17 protein-coding genes are annotated in these 21,824 nt (G+C 71.4%); 5 read left to right on the top strand and 12 right to left on the bottom strand.

Annotated features, from left to right (window positions below):
* Positions 1 to 48: 48 nt before the first annotated feature.
* The 4 genes from SALPAC2_RS0109835 to SALPAC2_RS0109820 all read right to left on the bottom strand — a co-directional run bounded on the left by SALPAC2_RS0109835 (position 49) and on the right by SALPAC2_RS0109820 (position 4,084).
* The gene (locus SALPAC2_RS0109835; protein ID WP_026184589.1) at positions 49 to 534 is read right to left on the bottom strand and encodes a hypothetical protein; all 486 of its coding nucleotides are present in this window, start codon (positions 532 to 534) and stop codon (positions 49 to 51) included.
* Between the two features lie 232 nt (positions 535 to 766).
* Complete coding sequence (locus SALPAC2_RS0109830) at positions 767 to 1,252, bottom strand: hypothetical protein (protein WP_018216492.1); 486 nt, start codon at positions 1,250 to 1,252, stop codon at positions 767 to 769.
* Between the two features lie 77 nt (positions 1,253 to 1,329).
* Complete coding sequence (gene panB, locus SALPAC2_RS0109825; protein ID WP_018216491.1) at positions 1,330 to 2,175, bottom strand: 3-methyl-2-oxobutanoate hydroxymethyltransferase; 846 nt, start codon at positions 2,173 to 2,175, stop codon at positions 1,330 to 1,332.
* A 112-nt stretch (positions 2,176 to 2,287) separates the two neighbouring features.
* Positions 2,288 to 4,084 (bottom strand): NAD+ synthase, encoded by a 1,797-nt coding sequence (locus SALPAC2_RS0109820; protein WP_018216490.1) that lies wholly within the window; start codon positions 4,082 to 4,084, stop codon positions 2,288 to 2,290.
* Between the two features lie 194 nt (positions 4,085 to 4,278).
* Here SALPAC2_RS0109820 and glnA (SALPAC2_RS0109815) point away from each other — a divergent pair, with 194 nt between their 5' ends.
* The gene (gene glnA, locus SALPAC2_RS0109815; RefSeq protein ID WP_018726880.1) at positions 4,279 to 5,628 is read left to right on the top strand and encodes a type I glutamate--ammonia ligase; all 1,350 of its coding nucleotides are present in this window, start codon (positions 4,279 to 4,281) and stop codon (positions 5,626 to 5,628) included.
* Between the two features lie 183 nt (positions 5,629 to 5,811).
* Here the strand turns inward: glnA (SALPAC2_RS0109815) and SALPAC2_RS0109810 are convergent, their stop codons facing one another.
* Complete coding sequence (locus tag SALPAC2_RS0109810) at positions 5,812 to 6,285, bottom strand: hypothetical protein (protein WP_018216488.1); 474 nt, start codon at positions 6,283 to 6,285, stop codon at positions 5,812 to 5,814.
* 180 nt (positions 6,286 to 6,465) lie between these two features.
* Complete coding sequence (locus SALPAC2_RS0109805; protein WP_018216487.1) at positions 6,466 to 7,398, bottom strand: S66 peptidase family protein; 933 nt, start codon at positions 7,396 to 7,398, stop codon at positions 6,466 to 6,468.
* Positions 7,399 to 7,427: 29 nt separating this feature from the next.
* Between SALPAC2_RS0109805 and SALPAC2_RS0109800 the strand changes: the two genes are divergently transcribed.
* Complete coding sequence (locus tag SALPAC2_RS0109800) at positions 7,428 to 8,219, top strand: type 1 glutamine amidotransferase (RefSeq protein WP_018216486.1); 792 nt, start codon at positions 7,428 to 7,430, stop codon at positions 8,217 to 8,219.
* A complete protein-coding gene (locus SALPAC2_RS0109795) occupies positions 8,216 to 11,263 on the top strand; it encodes a bifunctional [glutamine synthetase] adenylyltransferase/[glutamine synthetase]-adenylyl-L-tyrosine phosphorylase (protein WP_018216485.1) in 3,048 nt (1,015 codons plus the stop codon). Before SALPAC2_RS0109800 ends, SALPAC2_RS0109795 begins: the two co-directional genes overlap by 4 nt.
* An 83-nt stretch (positions 11,264 to 11,346) precedes the next feature.
* On the opposite strand, the gene SALPAC2_RS0109790 is transcribed toward SALPAC2_RS0109795, so the two are convergent.
* The gene (locus SALPAC2_RS0109790; RefSeq protein ID WP_018216484.1) at positions 11,347 to 12,963 is read right to left on the bottom strand and encodes a hypothetical protein; all 1,617 of its coding nucleotides are present in this window, start codon (positions 12,961 to 12,963) and stop codon (positions 11,347 to 11,349) included.
* A 108-nt stretch (positions 12,964 to 13,071) separates the two neighbouring features.
* Here SALPAC2_RS0109790 and mptB point away from each other — a divergent pair, with 108 nt between their 5' ends.
* Entirely contained in the window at positions 13,072 to 14,571 is a 1,500-nt protein-coding gene (mptB, locus tag SALPAC2_RS0109785; RefSeq protein ID WP_018216483.1) for a polyprenol phosphomannose-dependent alpha 1,6 mannosyltransferase MptB, read from the top strand.
* Positions 14,572 to 14,635: 64 nt separating this feature from the next.
* Here mptB and glnA (SALPAC2_RS0109780) read toward each other — a convergent pair whose 3' ends face one another.
* Entirely contained in the window at positions 14,636 to 16,060 is a 1,425-nt protein-coding gene (gene glnA, locus SALPAC2_RS0109780; RefSeq protein ID WP_018216482.1) for a type I glutamate--ammonia ligase, read from the bottom strand.
* 261 nt (positions 16,061 to 16,321) lie between these two features.
* On the opposite strand from glnA (SALPAC2_RS0109780), the gene SALPAC2_RS0109775 reads away from it, so the two are divergent.
* Positions 16,322 to 16,717 (top strand): RDD family protein, encoded by a 396-nt coding sequence (locus tag SALPAC2_RS0109775; RefSeq protein WP_026184588.1) that lies wholly within the window; start codon positions 16,322 to 16,324, stop codon positions 16,715 to 16,717.
* 73 nt (positions 16,718 to 16,790) lie between these two features.
* On the opposite strand, the gene SALPAC2_RS0109770 is transcribed toward SALPAC2_RS0109775, so the two are convergent.
* From SALPAC2_RS0109770 to SALPAC2_RS0109755, 4 genes are all read right to left on the bottom strand, one after another.
* Positions 16,791 to 17,480: a DUF4191 domain-containing protein gene (locus SALPAC2_RS0109770; protein WP_018216480.1), complete on the bottom strand. Its 690-nt coding sequence runs from the start codon at positions 17,478 to 17,480 to the stop codon at positions 16,791 to 16,793.
* Positions 17,481 to 17,969: 489 nt separating this feature from the next.
* Entirely contained in the window at positions 17,970 to 19,019 is a 1,050-nt protein-coding gene (gene lipA, locus SALPAC2_RS0109765) for a lipoyl synthase (protein ID WP_080636899.1), read from the bottom strand.
* A gap of 180 nt (positions 19,020 to 19,199) precedes the next feature.
* Positions 19,200 to 19,841: a lipoyl(octanoyl) transferase LipB gene (gene lipB, locus SALPAC2_RS0109760; protein WP_018216478.1), complete on the bottom strand. Its 642-nt coding sequence runs from the start codon at positions 19,839 to 19,841 to the stop codon at positions 19,200 to 19,202.
* Between the two features lie 120 nt (positions 19,842 to 19,961).
* Positions 19,962 to 21,782: a class-II aminoacyl-tRNA synthetase family protein gene (locus SALPAC2_RS0109755; RefSeq protein ID WP_018216477.1), complete on the bottom strand. Its 1,821-nt coding sequence runs from the start codon at positions 21,780 to 21,782 to the stop codon at positions 19,962 to 19,964.
* Positions 21,783 to 21,824 lie beyond the last annotated feature (42 nt).

Genomic DNA, 21,824 nt, shown 5'->3' with positions numbered 1-21,824 from the left:
ACAGCTAGCCGGCAGACGTTCGTCGGCTAGCCCAAGCGGCCGTGCGGGTCAGAGGTCGAGCGAAACCCCGACCGCCTCGCATGCCGCGAAGGCCGCGTCGGTGGCCTCGAGGAAGGCGGGGTTGTCGGCGGCTTCCGGGCTCCCGGCGGCAGCTGCCTTGCCGGCCTCCTCGCTGTACGCGGCCAGCGCGGCGGCAACCTCGCTGTCGGCGTTTCCGGTGGCGGCAATGGCGCCGAACTCGGTCGCCAACCCGGTGAAGATCTCCTGGTACAGCTCCGGATCCGGCTCCTTGCCGTCGGAGACGGCGTCCAGCAGGGTTTGCCGGAGCTCCATATTGGCCTTGTTGGCGGCTTCGCAGAGTTCCTTGTCGCCCTTGCCGGCGGCAGCCGCGGGTGGCGCGGAGGAGGAGGCCGTCGTGGGGTCGGTCGTCGGTGTCCCGGATGCCGTCGGCTCCGGGTCGTCCCCGCCGCAAGCGGTGAGGGCAAGGACAGCGGCGGGGATCAGCAGAGCCTGGAAGAGAGTTGTTTTACGCACGAAAGGGAATGTTACTCGGATTGATCGCTATTGGAGACCCGTCGGGCGGTGAGCCCCGGGTGGGAGCCTGCTGCCCGGGCCGCTCCGGGGCTCAAGCGGATCACGAGGCGCTGCTGTCGCCGGGTGGTGGGCGGACCTGTGCGATGAGTGTGCGCTCCGCCGGAATCCCGGCGGAGCGCACGAGCGGCATCCTGGCCAGCCGGGGCTGTCCGGCCTGCCGATGAGATCGCGATCAGAAATTGATCTCTACGCCAACCTTCTGGCAAGCCGCGACGGCGGCTTCGCCGGCCGCCTCGAAGGCGACGTCATCCGCGCTGTCCAGGTTGGCGGCCGTCTTCTCGGCCTCCATGCTCAGTGCCTCCAGGGCGGCGGTAACCTCGCTGTCGGCGTTGCCGGTAGCGGCGATCTCGGTGACCCCCGTCGCCATTTCGGTCATGAGCTTACCGATCGCGTCTTCCATTTCTTCCTCGGTCGCCGTGAGGGACTCCGTCATAGTCGCCATGAAGGTCTCTTGGAATTGCTCCTGGTTTTCCTTGAACGCTGCGCAGACCTCCTCATCGCTCTTGGCCGCAGCTGCGGCTGGGGCCGAGGAGGAAGCCGCCGAGGGGGAGTTCGACTCGGAGGCGGCCGGCTCCGAGTCGTCTCCGCCGCCGCAGGCGGTGAGGGCGAGGACGGCGGTCGGGATCAGCAGGACCCGGAAGAGACGTGTTTTCAGCACGCGATGATCTTACGTGTTTCGTCCGGAGTGGCTGGTTGACGGTGGCCCGGTGTTGGCCGGGCCACCGCCAAACCCCGTCAGAAGGTGTGTTCGGTGGTGGGGAACCCGCCGTCGCGGACCTCGTCGGCGAACCGACGGGTCGCCTCGCCCAAGGTGTCGGCGAGGTTGGCGTAGCGCTTCACGAAGCGGGGCGTCCGACCGGTACGGAGGCCCGCCATGTCCTGCCACACCAGCACCTGGGCATCGGTGTCCGGGCCGGCGCCGATACCCACGGTCGGGATGGTCAGCTCGGCGGTTACCCGCTTCGCCACGTCGCCCGGGACCATCTCCAGTACCACCGCGAAGGCCCCCGCCTCGGCGACCGCGTGGGCGTCGGCGAGCACCTCCTCGGCGGTGTCGCCCCGGCCCTGGACCCGGTAGCCACCGAGGGTGTGTTCCCGTTGCGGGGTGAAGCCGATGTGCGCCATCACCGGAATGCCGGCTCGAACGATCGCGGCGATCTGTTCGGCGTAGTGGCGGCCACCCTCCAGTTTGACCGCGTGGCAGCCGCCTTCCTTCATGAACCGTACGGCGGTGCGCAGGGCCGCGGTCGGCCCCTCCTCGTAGGAGCCGAACGGCAGGTCGCCGACGACCAGCGTGTGCCGGGTGGCCCGGACCACGGCCCGGACCAGGGGCAGCAGCTCGTCGGGGGTCACCGGTAGCGTCGTGTCGTAGCCGTAGACGTTGTTCGCGGCCGAGTCACCGACCAGCAGCACCGGGATGCCGGCGGCGTCGAAGATCCCCGCCGTGTACTGGTCGTACGAGGTGAGCATCGCCCACCGCTCGCCACGCTCCTTGGCGGCGAGTAGGTCACGGGCGCGGACCCGTCGGGTCGCCGGTCCGCCGTAAAGGGCGGTCACCTCGGCCGGGCTGGATTCCAGCATGGTTCTCTCCTTCCTCGAGGCCGCGTACGCGGTCCCCGGGCTCTGCCGCGATCGTCGCACCGCACGGCGATTCGCGGCAGGGGGCAGTGCAGGATGTCACTCCCCGAGGCGTTCATTCGCCGCCGAGGCGCTCGGCGGCTTCGGCCGCTCCGCCGTCCTCGCGCCAGCGGTTGGTGATCGGTAGGCGGCGGTCCCGCCCGAACGCCTTCATCGATATTTTCGTGCCGGGGGCGGACTGGCGCCGCTTGTATTCGGCGGTATCCACCATCCGCAGCACCTGGTCCACGAGCGCCGGGTCGTGGCCGGCCTCGATCAACCCGGTTCGGCCTAGATCGCCGTCGATGTAGCCGATGAGGATCGGGTCGAGCAGGTCGTACTCCGGCAGGGTGTCGGAGTCCAGCTGGCCGGGGCTCAGCTCGGCCGACGGGGGCTTGTTGATCGAGCTCTCCGGGATCGGCGGGGTCTCGCCGCGGCGGACCGCCTCGGCGTTTCTCCAGCGGGCGAGCTGCCAGATCAGGGTCTTCCAGACGTCCTTGACCGGGTTGAAACCGCCGACCGAGTCGCCGTACAGGGTGGAGTAGCCGACTGCCAGCTCGCTCTTGTTGCCGGTGGTCAGCACCAGGTGGCCCTCCTGGTTCGACAGGGCCATCAGGATCACCCCGCGGACCCGGGCTTGGAGATTTTCCACCGAGAGGCCGGAGAGCGACAGGTTGGCCAGGAACGTGTCCACGATCGGCTGGATCGGCTCGATCCGGTAGTCCAGTCCGGTGCGTTGGGCCAACTCCGCCGCGTCCTCCCGGGAGTGTTCGGAGGAGTGCTGGCTCGGCAGTGACACCCCGACCACCCGGTCCGCACCGAGCGCGTCAACGGCCAGTGCCGCCACGACCGACGAGTCGATGCCGCCGGAGAGGCCGAGCACCACGGAGGGGAAGCGGTTCTTGTCGACGTAGTCACGCAGGCCCAGCACGAGCGCCTGCCACACCTCCGCCTCGTCGGCCGCCGGCTCGAGGAGCTCCCCGGCCGCCGACTTTTCGGTGGGTGCGGCCGGCAGCGTTTCAATCTGGCGGTGGAGCACCCGCATCCCGTCGGCCAGTTCGATGTCGGCGGGTGGGCCGTCGGTGGCGGCGGGGAGCTCCACGTCATGTACCAGCAGGTGCTCGACGAACTGCGGCGCCCGGGCGAGTAGTTCCCCCTCGGCCGTCACGATCATGGAGTCGCCCTCGTACACCAGCTCGTCCTGGCCGCCGACCATGTTGACGTACGCGATGGTGGCCCTGGCCTCGGCGGCCCGACGGCGAACCAGCGGTAGCCGGACGTCGTCCTTCTTCAGCTCGTACGGCGAGCCGTTGATGTTGATAACGAGGCCGACGTCGGCCTGCCGGGCGGCGGCGAACGGCCCCCCGACCTGCCACAGGTCCTCACAGATGGTCAGCGTGACATCCACCCCGCCGACTCGCACCACGGACAGCGTCTCGCCCGGCACGAAGTAGCGGTCCTCGTCGAAGACGCCGTAGTTGGGCAGGTGGTGTTTGAAGTAGGTGGCCACGGTCTTCCCACCGTGTAGCAGGGCTGCCGCGTTACGCGCCCCGTGCCCCGGCTCGGCGTCGCCGCTGACCTGTGGTGGGCCGTCCGCGTCCAGGTAGCCGACCACCACCGGCAGGTCGCCCAACCCGTCGGCGGCGAGGTCGGCGGCGAGCCGGCCCAGCGCCGTCTTCGACGCTTCCATGAAGGAACGGCGGAAGACCAGGTCCTCGACCGGGTAACCGGTCAGGGTCAGCTCCGGGAAGGCGACCAGTTGGGCGCCGGCGTCGGCGGCGCGTCGGGCCCATTCCCGGATGTTCGTGGCGTTGCCGACGAGGTCACCGACGGTCGGGTTGACCTGGCAGAGTGCGAGACGCAGGGTGGTCATGTCCCTATCTTGCCGCAGCGGTCCGAGCGGGGTATGGCGCGTGCGGGGAGAGGGGCTCCCGGCGGGGATGGGACAGGCCGGTGCGGGCGTGGGAAGCTCGCGTAACGTCGGCGTAACGAGGCCGGTGGAGACTGATCGGTCAGGCCGGGTCGTTCGTAGGCCGAAAGCGGACAATAGGGAAGTAAGGGGTGGAAGTGGACCGTCAGCAGGAGTTTGTCCTCCGTACGCTGGAAGAGCGGGACATCCGGTTCGTCCGGCTGTGGTTCACCGACGTGCTGGGCACGCTGAAGAGCGTGTCGGTGGCCCCCGCGGAGCTGGAGTCCGCCTTCGAGGAGGGCATCGGGTTCGACGGTTCGGCCATCGAGGGCTTCGCCCGGGTCGTCGAATCTGACATGGTGGCGATGCCGGACCCGACCACCTTCCAGGTCTTCCCCTTCGAGGGCGGGGTCAGCGGCGAGAGCGCCCGGATGTTCTGCGACATCCTGCTCCCCGACGGCAGCCCGTCCTGGGCCGACCCGCGTCACGTGCTGCGTCGGGCGCTGTCCCGGGCAGCGGAGAAGGGCTTCACCTACTACACCCATCCAGAGATTGAGTTCTACCTGCTGGAGGACGGGGCGCCCGACGGGTCGGTGCCGACCCCGGTCGACACCGGCGGCTACTTCGAGCACACCACCCATGCGGTCGCCCGGGACTTCCGCCGACAGGCGGTACTCGCGCTGGAACGGATCGGAATCTCCGTCGAGTTCAGCCACCACGAGGTCGCCCCCGGCCAGCAGGAGATCGACCTGCGCTACGCCGACGCCCTCAACACCGCCGACAACATCATGACCTTCCGGCACGTGGTCAAGGAGGTGGCGCTCTCCACCGGCGTGCAGGCCACCTTCATGCCGAAGCCCTTCACCGACCAGCCGGGCAGTGGCATGCACACCCACCTCTCGCTGTTCGAGGGGGAGCGCAACGCGTTCCACGACGCCGGTGACCCGATGAAGCTCTCCAAGGTCGCCCGCGCGTTCATCGCCGGTCTGCTGGTGCACGCCCGGGAGTACACGGCGGTCACCAACCAGTGGGTCAACTCGTTCAAACGGCTCTTCCCGCAGGCCCTGCCGAACCGGGTCACCGAGAGCCCCGCGTACGTCTGCTGGGGGCACCTGAACCGCTCCGCGCTGGTCCGGGTCCCGGCGTACGGCAAACCGAACTCGGCCCGGGTCGAGGTCCGATCGCCCGACTCGGCGACCAACCCGTACCTGGCCTTCGCGGTCATGCTCGGCGCCGGCCTCAAGGGCATCGAGGAGGGGTACGAGCTGCCGCCGGGCGCCGAGGACGACGTGTGGTCGCTGACCAGCGCCGAGCGCCGGGCGATGGGGTACGAGCCGCTGCCGGAGAACCTCGCCGAGGCCATCGACGTGATGGCCGGCTCGGAACTGGTCGCCGAGGTGCTGGGCGAGCACGTCTTCGACTTCTTCCTGCGCAACAAGCGGTCCGAGTGGGAGCAGTACCGCCGCGAGGTCACGCCGTACGAGCGGCAGCACTACCTCTCGCTCTGATCTTCCGGCCCCGGCCGGCCCTGCTCCTGGCGCCGGCCGGCGTGCCGGCCGGTTGACCCTGGTCCGACCGGGGCTCGACGAGGACCGCGGTGCGGGCGAGGTGCCGTAGCCCAAGCCAGCGAAAGGCGGCGCGCCAGGCTACCGGCGCGCCGCCTTTGAAATCCGCCGTCGGGGCGGGGTGAACTACTTATCCACGGAGCCGTCGTGCCCGCCCGGTCCGTCGTGCCCGCTTGGGCCCCGGAGGATGCCGGCCTCGGCCGCCGCGGTGATCGCGTCGGCCTGCTCCTGGGTGAGCGTGCCGTCCTCGACCGCCTGGGCCAGGCGCTGCGCGAGCGCCTCCTGCCGGTCCGCGGCGTCCGGGCGCTCGCCCAGCTCGGGCCGGTCGGCCGCCCGCTGTTCGTGCAGCTCCTCCAGCGCCGTGGTTGCCTCGTTCCCGTCCACGCCGAGCTTCTCCGCGAGCGCCTCGGCGAACGCGGCCTGCCGGTCGGAGCGCTGCTGCTCCCTGGCTGCGCCCATCTCGGCGTCGGCGTCGGTGCTGGCGCTCGGGGCGGGCGAGGTGTTGGCAACGGCCATGGCCGGTGCGGCCACGCCGACGCCGAGCACGCCGGCTGCGGCGAGCCCGGCCAGCAGGTGCTTCCTACGAATCGTGCGGGACATGGGGATCCTCCAACTCGTCGGTGATGCGGTACGTGACCGACAGTGACCGCGTCGGCTGGAGGAACACCGTGGCGAAGCTATGTGTCCGCTGACAATCTGAGCGACTGCCCGGGTGGCCGGTGAACCACCCACTGCTGCGGCAGGGCGAGCCGTGGACAGCCGGGGCGATGGACAGCCGGGTCAGCCGCGGACAGCCGGGGCGACGGTGAGCGTGCCGGCGTCCGCGTCCAGCACCGCCTCGGTGCCGACCGGAACGGTGAGCTGGCCCACCCCGTGCCCGATCGGCAACCCGCCGAGTACGGGGACACCGAGGTCCCCCAGCCGGTCGGTGAGCACATCGGCGACGTCCACCGGCCACCCGTCGGCGCAGTCGGTGAACTGCCCGACCGCCACCGCGGCCAGCCCGGCCAGCACCCCGGCCCGGCGAAGCTGGGTGAGCATCCGGTCGATCTTGTAGGGGGGCTCCTGTACCTCCTCGAGCAGCAGCACCGCCCCGGTCAGGTCCGGCAGGTCCACCGTGCCGATCGACGCGGAGATCAGGCAGAGGTTGCCACCGAGCAGCCGGCCGCTGGCCCGGCCCGGGACCCGGACGCCGAAGGTCTCCTCGTCCTCCCGGGCGGCCACCATCACCGGTTCGGTGGTGGTCAGCGCGGCGTGCAGTGACTGCGCGGAGCTCAACGCCGTCCGTTCGTCCCGCCAGGCCGCGCCGGGACCGTGTAGCCCGGCCAACCGGGCCCCCCGCCAGAGCGCGAACTGGAGGGCGGTGATGTCGGAGAAGCCGGCCACCACCTTCGGATCCCGGCGTACGGCTGCCATGTCGATCGCGTCCACCATGCGCTGCGCACCGTACCCGCCCCGGGTGCAGATGATCCCCCGCACGGCGGGGTCGGCGAACGCGGCGTTCAGGTCCGCCGCCCGCAACTCGTCCGCGCCGGCGAGGTAGCCCCGGCGGGCGTACGCGTTGGGGGCCGGCACCGGCCGCAGACCCCAACTGGTCAGCAACTCGATGCCACGGGCGACCCGCTCCGGCCGGGTGGGTCCGGACGGCGACACCAGGAGTACGGTGTCGCCCGGACGCAGCGCGGGCGGACGGAGTACCTCGTCGGTGATCACAACAATCGAGCCTAACCAGCCCCCCGGCGGTGGTACGGGATAGCCTCGACGGCGTGGCAACCGCGTTGGTGATCGAAAATGACCCGACCGAAGACGCGCGTCGGCTCGGGGAGTGGCTGACCGAAGCCGGGCTGCGGCTGCACCTCGCCCGGCCGTACGTCGGCGACGAACTCCCGGCCGACCTGGATGGATACGCGGCGCTGGTCGTCCTCGGCGGCGGGCAGCAGGCGTACCCACGGCCCGATGGTGAGCCGTCGGTGTCCTGGCTTCCGCAGGTGGAGGCGTTGTCGCGCAAGGCGGTCCGGCACCGGGTGCCGACCCTGGCGATCGGCCTCGGCGCGCAGCTGCTCGCGACCGCGCACGCCGGAACGGTCGAGCGCAGCCGGTCCGGGCCGGAGGTTGGTCCCGCGGTGGTGGGCCGCCGGGATGCCGCCGAGACGGACCCGCTCTTCAAGTACGTGCCGCTGATCCCGGATGTGTTCCAGTGGCACGCCGACGAGATCATCGAGCTGCCGGTCGGGGCGACCCTGCTGGCCGCCTCCACCCGCTACCCGCATCAGGCCTTCCGCCTCGGCGACCGCGCTTGGGGCCTGCAGTTCCACATCGAGTGCGACACCGCGATGATCGCCGACTGGGCGGCGGGTTCGGACCTGCTGGCCGAGCTGGACTACGACCCGGAGCTGGTCGTCGCCGCCTGCGCCGCGGTGATGGTTGATGTCGAGGAGGTTTGGCAGCCCTTCGCGGCGCGGTTCGCCGCCCTGGCCCGTGGCGAGCTGGACGAGGGGGCCCGCCGTAGCCTGCCGCTGCTCGGGCACGAATGAAACGGCCGACCCGGGCCGCGGGACGACTCGCCCGCTACGGCTTCGGCACCAGCGAAAACAGCGTCCGCGCGGGCGACCTGCTCGGCCCGGCGGGCCTGGCGCTCTGGCAGCCGGAGAGGCAGGAACCCGTGGACCAGCGGGCGGCGGAGCTACTCGCCGCGCTGTCCCGGGCCGCCGATCCGGATTTGGCGTTGCGCCAGCTGCACCGGCTGGTCGAGGCCGAACACCGGGCCGCGGGAGCCGGCGAGACGGCCAATGGCGCCGACCCGGTGGGGATCGGAGCCGCATCCAGGCTCCTCGCCGACCTGTACGACGACCCGGGGCTGCGGCGGCGCCTCGTCGCCGTCCTCGGCGCCTCCTCGGCGCTCGGCGACCACCTGGTCGCCAACCCGGGCCAGTGGGCTGACCTCCGGAGCACCGCGGACGGGTTGGCGCCCACCGCCGATGGTCGGCTCCAGCTGACCGGCGCGGACGGTTCGATCGCCCAGCTGCGGTCGGCGTACCGGCTGGCGTTGCTCCGGATCGCTGCGGCCGATCTGACCGGCAACCGGGGTATGGAGCAGACGATGGCCGCGCTCTCCGCGCTGGCCGACGCAACTCTCGCCGCCGCCTACGACCTCGCGCAGGGTGAGCTGCCGGAGGGTACGCCGCGGCCCCGGCTGGCCGTGGTGGCGATGGGCAAGTGCGGCGGCGGCGAGTTGAACTATGTCTCCGACGTTGACGTGATCTTCGTCGCGGCCGAGGACGACGACCTTCCCGCGGCGACCGCGATCGCCACCCGCCTGATTCACGTCTGTGGCCTGGTCGCCTGGCCGGTAGACGCCGCGCTGCGCCCCGAGGGGAATCGGGGCCCGCTGGTGCGTACCCTCGCCAGCCATCTCGCCTACTACCGGCGGTGGGCCCGGACCTGGGAATTCCAGGCGTTGCTCAAGGCGCGGCCGGCCGCCGGTGACCTGGCGCTGGGCCAGGAGTGGATCGCGCAGCTCGCGCCGCTGCTCTGGCGGGCCGCGGAGCGCCCGGAGGCGGTCGAGGATGTCCGGGCCATGCGGCGCAGAATCATCGATCACATCCCGCCGGCGGAGCAGGAGCGCGAGATCAAGCGCGGCCCGGGTGGGCTGCGCGACATCGAGTTCGCGGTGCAGCTGCTGCAACTGGTGCATGGCCGTGGCGACGAGGCGCTGCGGGTGCCGGGCACCATTCCCGCCCTGCGGGCGTTGGTCAGCGGCGGTTACGTCGGACGGGTGGACGGGGAGGCGCTGCTGCGCGGCTACCACTTCCTGCGCGCCGTCGAGCACCGGCTGCAGTTGCAGGGGCTGCGCCGGACCCACACCGTCCCCACCGACCAGGACGCGTTGCGCTGGTTGGCGGGGGCGCTCGGCTACTCGGCGGCACCGGGACGCAGCGCCGTCGAGGCGTTTCGAATCGAGCGGGTCACCCACGCCGCCGAGGTCCGCCGGCTGCACGCCAAGCTGTTCTACCGGCCGCTGCTGGAGTCGGTCGCCCGGGTGCCCGCCGACGGACTGCGACTCACCCCGGCGGCGGCCCGCAACCGGCTGGAGATCCTTGGCTTCGAGGATCCGGCCGGGGCGCTGCGCCACCTGCAGACCCTCACCGGCGGGGTAAGCCGCACCGCGGCCATCCAGCGCACCCTGCTGCCGGTGTTGCTCAGCGAGTTCGCCGACGCTCCTGAGCCGGACCGCGGGCTGCTCAGCTACCGGAAGGTCTCCGAGAAGCTCGGCAGCACCCCCTGGTATCTGCGGCTGCTGCGCGATGAGGGGCCGGTGGCCCGCCGGCTGGCGCGCGTCCTCTCCTCCTCCCGGTACGTGACCGACCTGCTCGCCCGCGAGCCGGAGGCGCTGCGTCTGCTCGCGCAGGAGAGTGAACTGGCCGCGCGGCCCCGGGCGGTGCTCTGCGAGGGCTTCGCGGCGGCGGCGGCGCGGCACGCCGGCGACCCGGTGGAGGCGATTCGGGCGGTCCGCGCGCTGCGCCGTCGGGAGTTACTCCGCCTCGCCTGTGCCGACGTGCTGAGCCGGGCCGGTTCGCTGGCACCGTCGCCGCCCGGTGTGGCGGGTCGGGCCGCTCCGGCCCTGACCGACGTGGGCGCGGTCGGCACCGCACTGGCGGATGTCACCGACGCCACCCTGGCCGCCGCCTTGGCCGCGGCCCGGGCGTCCCAGCCGCTGATGCCCGGTCTGCGCTTCGCCGTGATCGGCATGGGTCGGCTCGGCGGATACGAGTCCAACTATCTCTCCGATGCCGACGTGCTCTTCGTCCACGATCCGCCGGCCGGGATGGCGGAGAGCACGGCGAGCGCTGCCGCGCGAGCGGTCGCCGAGGAGCTACGTCGACTGCTCGGGATGCCCGCGCCCGACCCGGCGCTCGGCGTTGACGCCGACCTACGCCCCGAGGGGCGGCAGGGGCCGCTGGTCCGCAGCCTCGCCGCGTACCAGCAGTACTACGCCCGCTGGTCGCGGGTGTGGGAGGCGCAGGCGCTGCTGCGGGCCCGGTTCGTCTGCGGTGACGAGGAGTTGGGCGCCGAGTTCCTGGCGATGGTCGAGCCGCTACGTTATCCGGCGGCGGGCCTGACCTGGGAGCAGGTGATCGAGATCCGGCGGATCAAGGCACGGGTGGAGACCGAGCGGATGCCCCGGGGGGCCGACCCGGCTACCCACACCAAGCTGGGCCGGGGCGGGCTGGCCGATGTCGAGTGGGCGGTGCAGCTGCTTCAGCTCCGGCACGCCGGGCAGCTGCCGCAGCTGCGGGGCACGCGTACCCTCAACGCCCTCGCGGCGGCCCGGGACGCGGGCCTGGTGGACCCGGACGACGCCGCGGCGATGGCGGCCGGCTGGACCCTCACCGCGCAGGTCCGCAACGCCCTGATGCTGGTACGCGGCCGGGCTGCTGATCAGCTGCCCCGGCACGGGGCGGACCTGGCGGGGGTGGTTCGGCTCCTAGGCCGTGACGACCCGGGTGAGTTCCTCGACGACTATCTGCGTACCGGTCGCCGCTCCCGCGCCGCCATGCAACGCGTCTTCGAGCTCTGAGGACGGCCCCGGCAGCGCCGGGGCGCAGCCGACCGGGCGGCCTCGGCGCCGGGGCCGAGCGGGTCGGCGAGCAGGGGCTGTCGTCAGCTGCCGAGGGTCCAGACCCCAGCCCGCGGGACGGTGACCGCGGTCCACTCGCCGGCTGCCGTGACGGTGCCGCCGGCGGCGGTCAACCAGGGGCTGTGTCGGACCCGCACCGGGACCGTGGCGGGCCCGTCGGTCTGGAACGTCACGGTCGCGCCGTCGGCGGCCAGGATCGTGCCGGGGGCACCGACCAGGGGGGTCGGCTCGGCCACGGCCCAGACCCGCCAGTGCGGGTCGGACCACACCTCGCGCAGGTAGGGCAGGCCGTCGCGGACCAGCTCCGCCTCGGCCCGGCCGACCCAGGACAGTGGTGTGTCGGGTACGGCCACGAACTGCACCGCGTTCGTCTGCAGCCAGCCGTGGTAGGTCTGGGCGGTCAGCGGAACCCCGGTCCCGGTGGCACCCGGCACCGTGGTGAAGAAGAGCGGATTGCGGTCGATGTCCGCCTGGCGTAGCCAGCCCCGCGCCAGCGGAACCTCGCCCAGCGCCGCCGACTCCCGATAGTTACTTGTCGGAGGGATCTCCACCCGCCCGGTGAGTTGTTGGGTGGCGAGGAAGTCGCGCAGGGGAGCGAAGTAGGCGGGCCGAGCGGCTGCGTCGGTGGCGCTGCGCAGGTCCGCCGGGACGACCGGTGGCTGCCACCAGAACACGGCGGCGAGCAGGACGGCGAGGGTGAGTCCGCTGCCGACCCGCCGCCCGGTGCCGCCGGCGGGCACGAGCCGGGCCGGCCAACGGGGGTGAGGTCGCTCGCCGGTGTGCCGCGGCAACCAGCGGCCGGTGCCGACGGTCGCGGCGGCGGCCAACAGGGGGAGCGCGAACATCGCCGACAGGCGGGTCGCGTTCAGGCCGACCGGGGTGTGCAGCAGCGCCGCCGCGAGTACCCCGGCCGCGGCGAGCAGTGCGCCGATCCGCACCGGCCGGTACGCCACCAGCGCCGCCACCAGCAGGCTGCTCCCCACCGCCCGTACGGTGTCGGTGCGGCTGATGTTCATCCAGCCGCCGTCGCCGAAGAGCAGGGCGATGAACCCGAGCGGCAGCGCCGCCGCCAGCCCCAGGGTGAGGCCGTCAACGTAGCGGCGACCGAGCAGCAGCGCGGCACCGGCCAGCCCGACGAAGAGCCCGGCCACCGGGCTGGTCGCGGCGGCCAGCAGCGCCCCGGCGGCGGCCAGCACGAGTCGTCGTCGCCCGGCCGGCAGCGTGAGAGCGAGGAGGGCAGCGAGGCCAAAGGCCACCCCGAGCCCGTACGTGACCCGGCCGGCGACCAGATTGCCGGCGAAGGTGACCAACCCCACCAGGGCACCGGTCAACGGCCGGGGTACGTCGACGCGGCACAGCAGGGCAGCGAAGGCGACGGTCGACGCCACCAGGGCGAGTACCCCCGTCACCCGGACGCCGAGCAGCGCCATCACCGGCTGGGAAAGCAGGCTGTAGCCGAACTGGTTGACCCCGCCGTACCACCGCAAGTCGACCGGGGTGGCGCCGTGGGCGGCGAAGAAGTCGGCCCGGGCCACCTGGGCGGCGAGGTCCGAGCCCATCGGCGGCAGCAGCAGGTACGTCCCGCCGAGCAGCACGGCCAACGTGGCGGCCGTCGCCACCACCGTCCGTGTGCCCCGCATGCCTACCTCCGTATCCGCGCCCACCGTACTGGCAGCATGTTCTACCGTGCCCATCCACCTCGTCGGCCCGACCGGCGCGACGACCCTACCCACCGCCGGAATGCCCCGGTGACCGGAGCTGGCGTACCTCCGCGCGGGTCCGGGCGCTCGGTCCACGCGGGAGCGCTCCGCTACCTCGGTCTCGTCGGCGCGGTGCTGCTGGCCGTCGCCGGACACGTCGGGGGAGCGCTGCCCGACGCGACGGACGAGCGGGTGTGGCAGGCCGCCGACGGCCCGCTGACCGTCCTGCTCTGGCTGGTCGGCACGGGCCTGCTGACGGGCGCGTGGTGGGCGCTACGGCACGGTGCGCCGTCAACCGGGTGGGCGTACCGCACCGCCGGGCTGTGGTCGGTGCCGCTGCTCGTCGCGCCGCCGCTGGGCAGCCGGGACGTCTACTCGTACGCCTGTCAGGGCTGGGCGTACGGGCAGGGCGTCGACCCGTACGCGGTCGGGGTGGCGGTGGCGGGTTGCCCCTGGGTGGATGCGGTCTCGCCGATCTGGCGGGACACGCCCGCGCCGTACGGGCCGGGTTTTGTGCTGCTCGCCGCGCTGGCGGTGGCACTCGGTGGTGGGTTGGTCGGCGCGGTGGTGGTCTTGCGGCTGATCGCGGTGGCCGGGGTGCTGCTCGTCGCGGTGTGTCTGCCTGGGTTGGCGCGGGCAGCGGGGGTGCCGACCCGGCGGGCGGTCTGGCTGGCGCTGGCCTGCCCGTTGGTGGGGGTGCATCTGGTGGCGGGCGCGCACAACGACGCGGTGATGCTCGGGCTGTTGCTGCTCGGCCTGCTGGTGGTGGTGCGGTTCCCGGGCCGACCGTGGCCGCTGCTGCTGGCGGGGGCGCTGCTCGGGCTGGCGGTGGGGGTTAAGGCGACTGCGGTGGTGGTGCTGCCGTTCGCGGCGCTCGCCGCGGTGCTCGGTCGGTTCACCGTGCGGTCGCTGTTGCGCGATGGCGGCTGGCTGGCAGCGGGCACCCTGATCGCCCTGGGGGGTGTCTCGGTCTTCTCCGGCCTGGGCCTGGGCTGGGTGGACGGGTTACGCCACAGCGGCGACCTGGAGCAGTGGACGTCACCTCCCACGGCGGTCGGCATGGTCCTGGACTATGCCGGTGAGCTCTTTGGCGGGCATCCCGTGGCGGTGCCGGTGCTCCGGGCGTTGGCGTTGGCGTTGTTGGCGCTGGTCCTGGCGGCGCTGTGGTGGCGGGCCTGGTCGGCCCTGCGCGCGCTGGGTGACGTCCGGCAACGGGTGGTCCGGCTGGAGGCGGCCCGGCCTCGGGTGGCCCTGCTCGGTGCCGGCCTGGCGCTGGTCGCCACGGTGGTGCTCGCCCCCGTTTTCCACCCCTGGTATGCGACCTGGCCGTTGGTCCTGCTCGCGGCGGCCGCGACGCGGACGACCTGGTTCGTGTTGCCCTGCGCGGCGGCGGCCTTTCTCACCTTGCCGGACGGCACCAACCTGGCCCGGCTGGTGAAGGCGCCGGGGGCGCTGGTGATGACCGGGTTGGTGGTGGCGGCCGCCAGGTGGGGGGTGCCACGGCTGTGGCGGTCCCGGGCCGGCCGGGCCCCGTTCCCGTCGGACTGAACCGAAACCGGCCGGGCTGCCGCCACAACGTTGTGGCGGCAACCCGGCCGGTCGCTGCAGGGGTTCAGCAGTCGAAGTACATCGCGAACTCGTGCGGGGTCGGGCGCAGCCGCACCGGGTCGACCTCGTTGGTCCGCTTCCAGTCGATCCAGGTGGAGATCAGGTCCGGCGTGAAGACGCCGCCGTCGAGCAGGTAGTCGTGGTCGGCCTCGAGGGAGTCGAGCACCGCCGGCAGCGAGCCCGGCACCTGCTTGACGTCGCCCCACTCCTCCGGCGGCAGGTCGTACAGGTCCTTGTCGATCGGGGTCGGCGGCTCGGTCTTGTTCTTGATGCCGTCGAGGCCGGCCATCAGCATCGCCGAGAAGGCCAGGTAGACGTTGGCCGACGGGTCCGGCACGCGGAATTCGACCCGCTTGGCCTTCGGGTTGCTCCCGGTGACCGGGATGCGGGTGCAGGCGGAGCGGTTGCGCTGCGAGTAGACCAGGTTGACCGGCGCCTCGAAGCCCGGCACCAACCGGCGGTACGAGTTCACCGTCGGGTTGGTGAAGGCCAGCAGCGACGGCGCGTGCTGCAGCAGACCGCCGATGTACCAGCGCGCGGTGTCGGAGAGGCCGGCGTAGCCGGTCTCGTCGTAGAAGAGCGGATCACCGTTCAACCACAGGCTCTGGTGGGTGTGCATGCCGGAGCCGTTGTCCCCGAAGAGCGGCTTCGGCATGAAGGTGGCGGTCTTGCCGTTGACCCAGGTCTCGTTCTTCACGATGTACTTGAAGAGCTGGAGCTGGTCCGCGGCGTGCAGCAGGGTCGAGAACTTGTAGTTGATCTCAGCCTGACCGGCGGTGCCGACCTCGTGGTGCGAGCGCTCCACGGTGTAGCCGGCGTCGATCAGCCGACGGACGATCTTGTCGCGTAGGTCGGCGTAGTGGTCAACCGGCGGCACCGGGAAGTAGCCGCCCTTGTACGCGGTCTTGTAGCCGCGGTTGCCACCCTCCTCGTCACGGCCGGTGTTCCACCAGCCTTCGACCGAGTCGATGTAGTAGTACGACTGGTGGGCCGAGGTCTCGTGGCGGATCGAGTCGAAGATGTAGAACTCGGCCTCCGCGCCGAAGTAGGCGGTGTCGGCGATCCCGCTGGCCGCCAGGTACGCCTCGGCCTTCTTCGCCACGTTCCGGGGGTCGCGGGAGTAGGCCTCGCGGGTGAACGGGTCGTGGATGAAGAAGTTGAGCGCGAGGGTCTTCTGCGCGCGGAACGGGTCGATGAATGCGGTGGCGACGTCCGGGAGCAGGAGCATGTCCGACTCGTGGATCGCCTGGAAGCCGCGGATGGACGACCCGTCGAATGCGAGGCCGTCGGTGAGGAGCTCGTCGTCAATCGACTCAGCGGGCAGGTTGAAGTGCTGCATCACGCCGGGCAGATCACAGAAACGTACGTCGACGAACTTCACGTCCTCGTTCTTGAGGTAACGCAGGAGTTCCTCGGGATTGGCGAACACTCGTCCTCCTGGCTCGTCCACTGAAGTGGCTAGGCTTCTGGCGACGCTATGGCCGAGCGGTTGCCCGGCCATGTCTTCAATGTTTCTGCCGTGTTACGTCCCCCGTGGAGGCTCCGTGAAGCCTTCGCTGCGTGGAGCGGAAGTCCTGATGCTCCCGGAGGGGGGCAGTGTGCCAGTGTAGTGAAACTTGCGAGGCTTGGTCCGTTTTTGTGACGTAGGTCGGCGTGTAGCCGGCGACGGCACTGGCTACCCTTGAGCGCTGTGACGACCTCGGCTGACCAGCCCGTACCGCCCCGCTCTAGCGTCTCCGCCAGTCAGGGCCTGGGCCCGCGCTTCGGCGCATTAGTGATCGACTGGGTGCTCTGCGTACTGGTCGCCAGTACCTTCGCCGATCCGTTCCACGACGGGTGGGCCCCGGTGCTCGTGCTCGTCGCCGAGTACGGCTTCTTCATCGGTCTCTTCGCCCAGACGCCCGGGATGTACCTCACCCGAACCCGCTGTGTCTCCTGGACCAGCGGTGGTCGGATCGGAGTGCTCCGCGCGCTGCTCCGCGGTGGCCTGCTCGCGCTCGTGATACCTGCCCTGATCATGGATGCCGACCGCCGTGGCCTGCACGACCGGGTCGCGGGCTCGGTCATCACACCCGTCGTCCGCTGACCCCCGTTCGGGGGCCAGCGGACGATCCGTGGTTGCGGCAGCTCAGCGGGCGATCCGCCGTGGTTGCGGCAGGTCAGCGACCGCGGGCCTGGCGGAAGGCGCCCTTCGGCGGGCGCATGTTCTTCGGGATGGCGCCCTTGGGTAGCTGTGGGCGGGCACTGAGCGCCTTGAGGCGCTTGTCCAGCGCGTTGACATCCCGGCCACTGAGCTTGCGCGGCAACCGCATCAGCGTCATCCGCAGCTTGCGGACCGACAGCTCGCCCTCCTCCTGGCCGATCACGTAGTCGTAGAGCGGCGCCGAGCCGATCACCTTGGCCAATCGACGCTTCTCCTGGCCGAGTAGGCCGCGCACCCGCTGCGGGTTCCCCTCAGCCAGCAGGATCACTCCCGAACGGCCGAGGACCAGGTGCACCATGTCCATCTGCGTGGTCGAGCTGACCGCCGGAGTGACCCGCCAGTCGCCGCGCATGTTCTCGATGATCTGCGCGGCCGCGCCCGGCTGTCCCTCGGCGGCGTTCATCATCGCCCGGTTGGAGCGCAGGTTGAGCACGATCAGCAGGGAGAGCAGCGTCAACAGGATGCCCAGTGGGATCCAGAGCCAGCCCCACACGAAGAACGCCACCACGGTCAGGGCGAGTGGAATGACCACCGCGGCGAAGGCCAGCGGCGCGAACCACCGGTCCTGCTTGGCGGTGAACCGAAACACCATCCCGATCTGCTTCAGCCGCTGGCCGAACGAGACCTTCTCCTGGGGCTTTGCCATGCCCCCGAGTCTAGTGGGCGGCGAATCTCGCGCTGCTTGGCGGCTGGCATCAGCCGCTGGGCTGGGTCGCACCCGGCGGCCTACCGCCGCCGTGACTGCTTGTTGATGGCGTCTGGTGGGCCGGTGGTCAGCGGCCGGGGCGGGGTGACCAGCCACACCGCCTGTAGCGGGTAAGTGCGCTGGTCCGCAACTGCTCGGACTGATCAGAAAGCCATGAGCGCAACCTGGTGGCGTCGCCAACTTGACCAGTACAAATGGTGGTTGAGGTCGCGACGGACGTGCCGGATCCCACGATGGACTCGGGCGAGAGCGAGGCGACTCCCGCTTTTGGGCCAGAACGGGAATGGCCGGTTTCGGCCATGAAAACGCCGGGTCTGCGTGGGATCGGCGCACGCGCTCGGATCCGAGGGGTAGCGGTCAAGCGTGGAGCACTGTGGCTTCCCGTGCGGCGGGCCGCCGCGATCACGGCGGCGGCCCACCTGGAAACGGTCAGCTGTTTAGGTCAACCGGGGCGTCGCCGCGGGCCGCGAGGGCCTGCCGGTAGAGGCGGCCGGCACGGTACGACGAGCGGACCAGCGGCCCGCTCATCACGCCGGCGTAGCCGATCTCCTCGGCCTCCTCCTGTAGCTCGACGAACTCCTCCGGCTTGACCCAGCGTTCGACGGGGTGGTGGCGGGGGGAGGGGCGCAGATACTGCGTGATGGTGATCAGCTCGCAGCCGGCCTCGTGCAGGTCCCGGAGGGCTTGCGAGATCTCAGCGCGTTCCTCGCCCATGCCGAGGATCAGATTGCTCTTGGTGACCAGGCCGGCGGCGCGGGCCTGCCGGATCACGTCCAGGGACCGCTCGTAGCGGAACGCTGGCCGGATCCGCTTGAAGATCCGCGGCACGGTCTCGACGTTGTGTCCGAGCACCTCCGGCCGGGCTCCGAAGACCTCAGCGAGCTGCTCGGGGACGGCGTTGAAGTCGGGGATCAACAGCTCGACACCGCAGCCCGGCCGGAGGGCGTGAATCTGTCGGACGGTCTCCGCGTAGAGCCAGGCGCCGCCGTCGGGCAGGTCATCGCGGGCGACTCCGGTGATGGTGGCGTAGCGCAGCCCCATCGAGACCACCGACTCGCCGACGCGGCGGGGCTCGTCGGCGTCGAACTCGGCCGGCCTGCCGGTGTCGATCTGGCAGAAGTCGCAGCGGCGGGTGCACTGGTCGCCGCCGATGAGGAAGGTGGCCTCCCGGTCCTCCCAGCATTCGTAGATGTTCGGGCAGCCGGCTTCCTGGCAGACGGTGTGCAGCCCCTCCCGCGTGACGAGCCCGCGCAGTTGGGTGTACTCCGGGCCCATCTTGGCCTTGACCTTGATCCACGGTGGTTTCCGCTCGATCGGCGTCTCAGCGTTACGCGCCTCAATCCGCAGGAGGCGCCGCCCCTCGGGAGCGGGCGTCGCGGTACGCGCTGCCTGACCGGTCGTCGGCGCAGAGTGCTCGATCGTCACGAAGCCGAGCCTACGCCCGTCGCCCACCGTCGATGCACGTTGGGCGACGGGCATCACGCCGTTGCAGCGGTGACCCCGGACACCGCACGCAGCGCCGGCCTGGCGATCTTGACGCGTGGCTAGGTCGTCGGCCCGCCTGAGCGACCCGGTGTGCGGCCGACCCAGCGGGCCGGTGTCGGCAATCGACGCCGGCCCGGGCCGGGCGGGCCTCGGCCGGGCCCGGGCCCTCGCGGCTCAGGGCTCGATGAGGGTGGGTAGGTGCCGCTCGACCACCGGAAGGGCGTCCGCCACGGTCACCGGCCGGCCCAACTCGGCGGCGAGCGAGGTCACCCCGGCGTCGCTGATGCCGCACGGCACGATCCGGTCGTAGTACGTCAGATCGCAGTCACAGTTCAGCGAGAAGCCGTGCAGGGTGACGCCGCGGGCGACGCGGATACCGATGGCGGCGACCTTGCGCGCGGGCCCGCGGTCGTCCGCCGGCACCCAGACCCCGCTGCGCCCCTCGATCCGGCCGGCCGTCAGCCCGAACTCGGCGCAGACGTCGATCAGCATCTGCTCCACCCGGCGCACGTACGCGACCACGTCGACCGGGTTGGGCAGGCGCAGGATCGGATAGCCGACGAGCTGACCCGGACCGTGCCAGGTGATTTTTCCGCCCCGGTCGACGTCGATGACCGGTGTGCCGTCCATCGGCCGGTCCCACGGCTCGGTGCGTTTGCCCGCGGTGTAGACGCTGGGGTGCTCCAGCAGCAGCACGGCGTCGCCACGTTCGTCGGCGACCACCGAGTCGTGCAGCCGGCGCTGCTCCTCCCACGCGGCCTCGTAGCCGAGCATGCCGGCGTGGACGATGGTCAGGTCCGGGGTAGTCGTACTCACGATGACCAGCCTAGTCCCGTACCCGCCAGTCGCCCCGGCTCGTGATCCGGCTCACCGGTACGCCGGTCCCGAGGGCCCGGTGTGCTGGTCCCGGGGACCCGGTGCGCGGGCACCGGGGGCTCATCCTGGTGGGATTCGCCAGAGCCAGACGTCCTCGACGCGCTCCGGCTCACCGAACAGCTCGGTGGCGGTCTGCAGGAGTGCCTCCTCATCGACGGCCCACTTCGCCCCGTGTACCTCGTCCGGGAGTACCACCGCCTCGATCTGCCAATGCCGTAGGTCGGCTTCGACATCCGCCCGCATGCCCTCGGTGACGATCGGCACCACACCCAAGCGGGCGGCCTCGTCGAGGATGGCGCTCAGTGGCCGGGGCACCGGACCGATCCGGCCGCGCCCGTCCGGACCACCCGGGCCGAGGAAGAACCCGGCCGGGATCCGGAACTCGCCCTGCCGGTCGGCGAGAACGTGCGCCTGCCACCGCTGCCCGTCCGGGTACACGTCCACGGCCAGCGGGATCGGCGTGAGGACCCCGCCCGGTGAGACGTAGTCCCGCCAGGTGCCGGAGGTGAAGAAGCGTGGGATCGGCTCCCGCTCGATGGTGATCAGCGGGGTCGGCGTCAGCGGAACCAGCGCCACCGCGAAGGCCGCCAGCCAGGCGAGCCGGGCCGGCCGGGAGCGCGGTGGTTCGGCCCGGAGCGCATCCACCGTGTACGCGAGCAGTACCCCGATCACCGGCGCCACGACCAGCGCCAGCCGGGCGGGCAGCGCGGCGTTCACCACCGGTAGGTGAGCCAACAGGTCGAAGGGCATCGGCAGGTCGAAGTGGCGGCCGTCGAACCTGGCCTGCGGACCGAATGACAGTACGGTGAAGACCACCGCCACCGCCCCGAGTGCCCAGAGTGTGGCCCGCTGGGGTGCCTGCTGGACCCGCCGCCACAGCAGCACGAAGGCGGCGATGCTGAGCAGCAGCAGCGGTAGCCCGAAGAACGAGTTCTCCTCGGTGGGGTTCGGGGCGAGACCGGTCCGGAGCCCGGCCTCGCCGGCGATCGAGCGCCGAGGGTACGCGCCGTACGCGGCGATGTTCTCGGAGTGGATCACCGCGTCGAAGCCGGTGCCGTCGAAGCGTTGTGGGCCGGCGAAGTGCAGCCACAGCGGGTACGCCAGCAGCACCCCCGCCACCAGCGCGGTCACCGCGAGCCCGCCGAGGAAGCCCGGCAGCACCGCGCGCGCCTCGGCGCGGCTGGTCGGGTGCAGCGCCCAGACGGCGACGAAGAGGCCGAGGGCGATCGCGGTGAAGAAGAGCCCTTCGGCGGCGATGGAGAACGCCACCGCGACCAGCACACCGAGGATGACGCCGTCCCGGATTCGGTGCCCGCTGCGACGTAGCGCGAAGGCGCGCCAGATCAGCAGCGGCACCAACCAACCGGCGGTCCAGTTCAGGTGGGCGTTGGCGTGCGAGATCATGCCGGGGGAGAAGCCGATGAAGAGGCCACCCAGCCCGGCGGCGAGCGGGCTGCGGGCGAACTGGCGGTTGAGTAGCCAGTACCAGGCGACCGCGGTGGCGGCGAGGTTGAGCGTGAGGATCACCAGGAAGGTGGCCGGCGGTCCGATCAGGTACGTCAGGGGCGCGAAGAGCGCCGCGTAAACCGTGATCGACGTGTTGACCGCGAGGTTGACCCCGTCGGGCACGTTGATCATGTAGGTGAAGAGCGGGTTCTGCCCGTGGGTGAGGGAGTGCCCGCCGAAGGCCAGTAACCATTCGAACAACGCCTGGTCGCTGGAGTTGACCATGATCGTGCGACCGTTTGGGTCTCGCCAGAGCCCGCTGGTCACCCAGACCGCGAGGGCGAGCGCGATGAGCACCACGAGCAGATCTGCCCGGCGGTTACGGCGAACGCGGGTGGGCGGGGTCGGCGTGGACACGGACGGCGAGGTCGGCACGGAGCGGACGTTACCAACCGGAGCCGGACGCGCCGGTCAGAC

Source organism: Salinispora vitiensis, from assembly GCF_000378825.1.
Lineage (GTDB): Bacteria > Actinomycetota > Actinomycetes > Mycobacteriales > Micromonosporaceae > Micromonospora > Micromonospora vitiensis.
Note: the sequence above shows the minus strand (reverse complement) of the source record. Positions and strands in the feature narration are given on the sequence as shown.

Coding starts and splice junctions, on each gene's coding strand:
- panB (WP_018216491.1), bottom strand. CDS start 2,175: ATGCTGGAATCCAGCCCGGCCGAGGTGACCGCCCTTTACGGCGGACCG.
- SALPAC2_RS0109820 (WP_018216490.1), bottom strand. CDS start 4,084: ATGACCACCCTGCGTCTCGCACTCTGCCAGGTCAACCCGACCGTCGGT.
- SALPAC2_RS0109810 (WP_018216488.1), bottom strand. CDS start 6,285: ATGTCCCGCACGATTCGTAGGAAGCACCTGCTGGCCGGGCTCGCCGCA.
- SALPAC2_RS0109795 (WP_018216485.1), top strand. CDS start 8,216: ATGAAACGGCCGACCCGGGCCGCGGGACGACTCGCCCGCTACGGCTTC.
- SALPAC2_RS0109790 (WP_018216484.1), bottom strand. CDS start 12,963: ATGCGGGGCACACGGACGGTGGTGGCGACGGCCGCCACGTTGGCCGTG.
- SALPAC2_RS0109770 (WP_018216480.1), bottom strand. CDS start 17,480: ATGGCAAAGCCCCAGGAGAAGGTCTCGTTCGGCCAGCGGCTGAAGCAG.
- lipA (WP_080636899.1), bottom strand. CDS start 19,019: ATGCCCGTCGCCCAACGTGCATCGACGGTGGGCGACGGGCGTAGGCTC.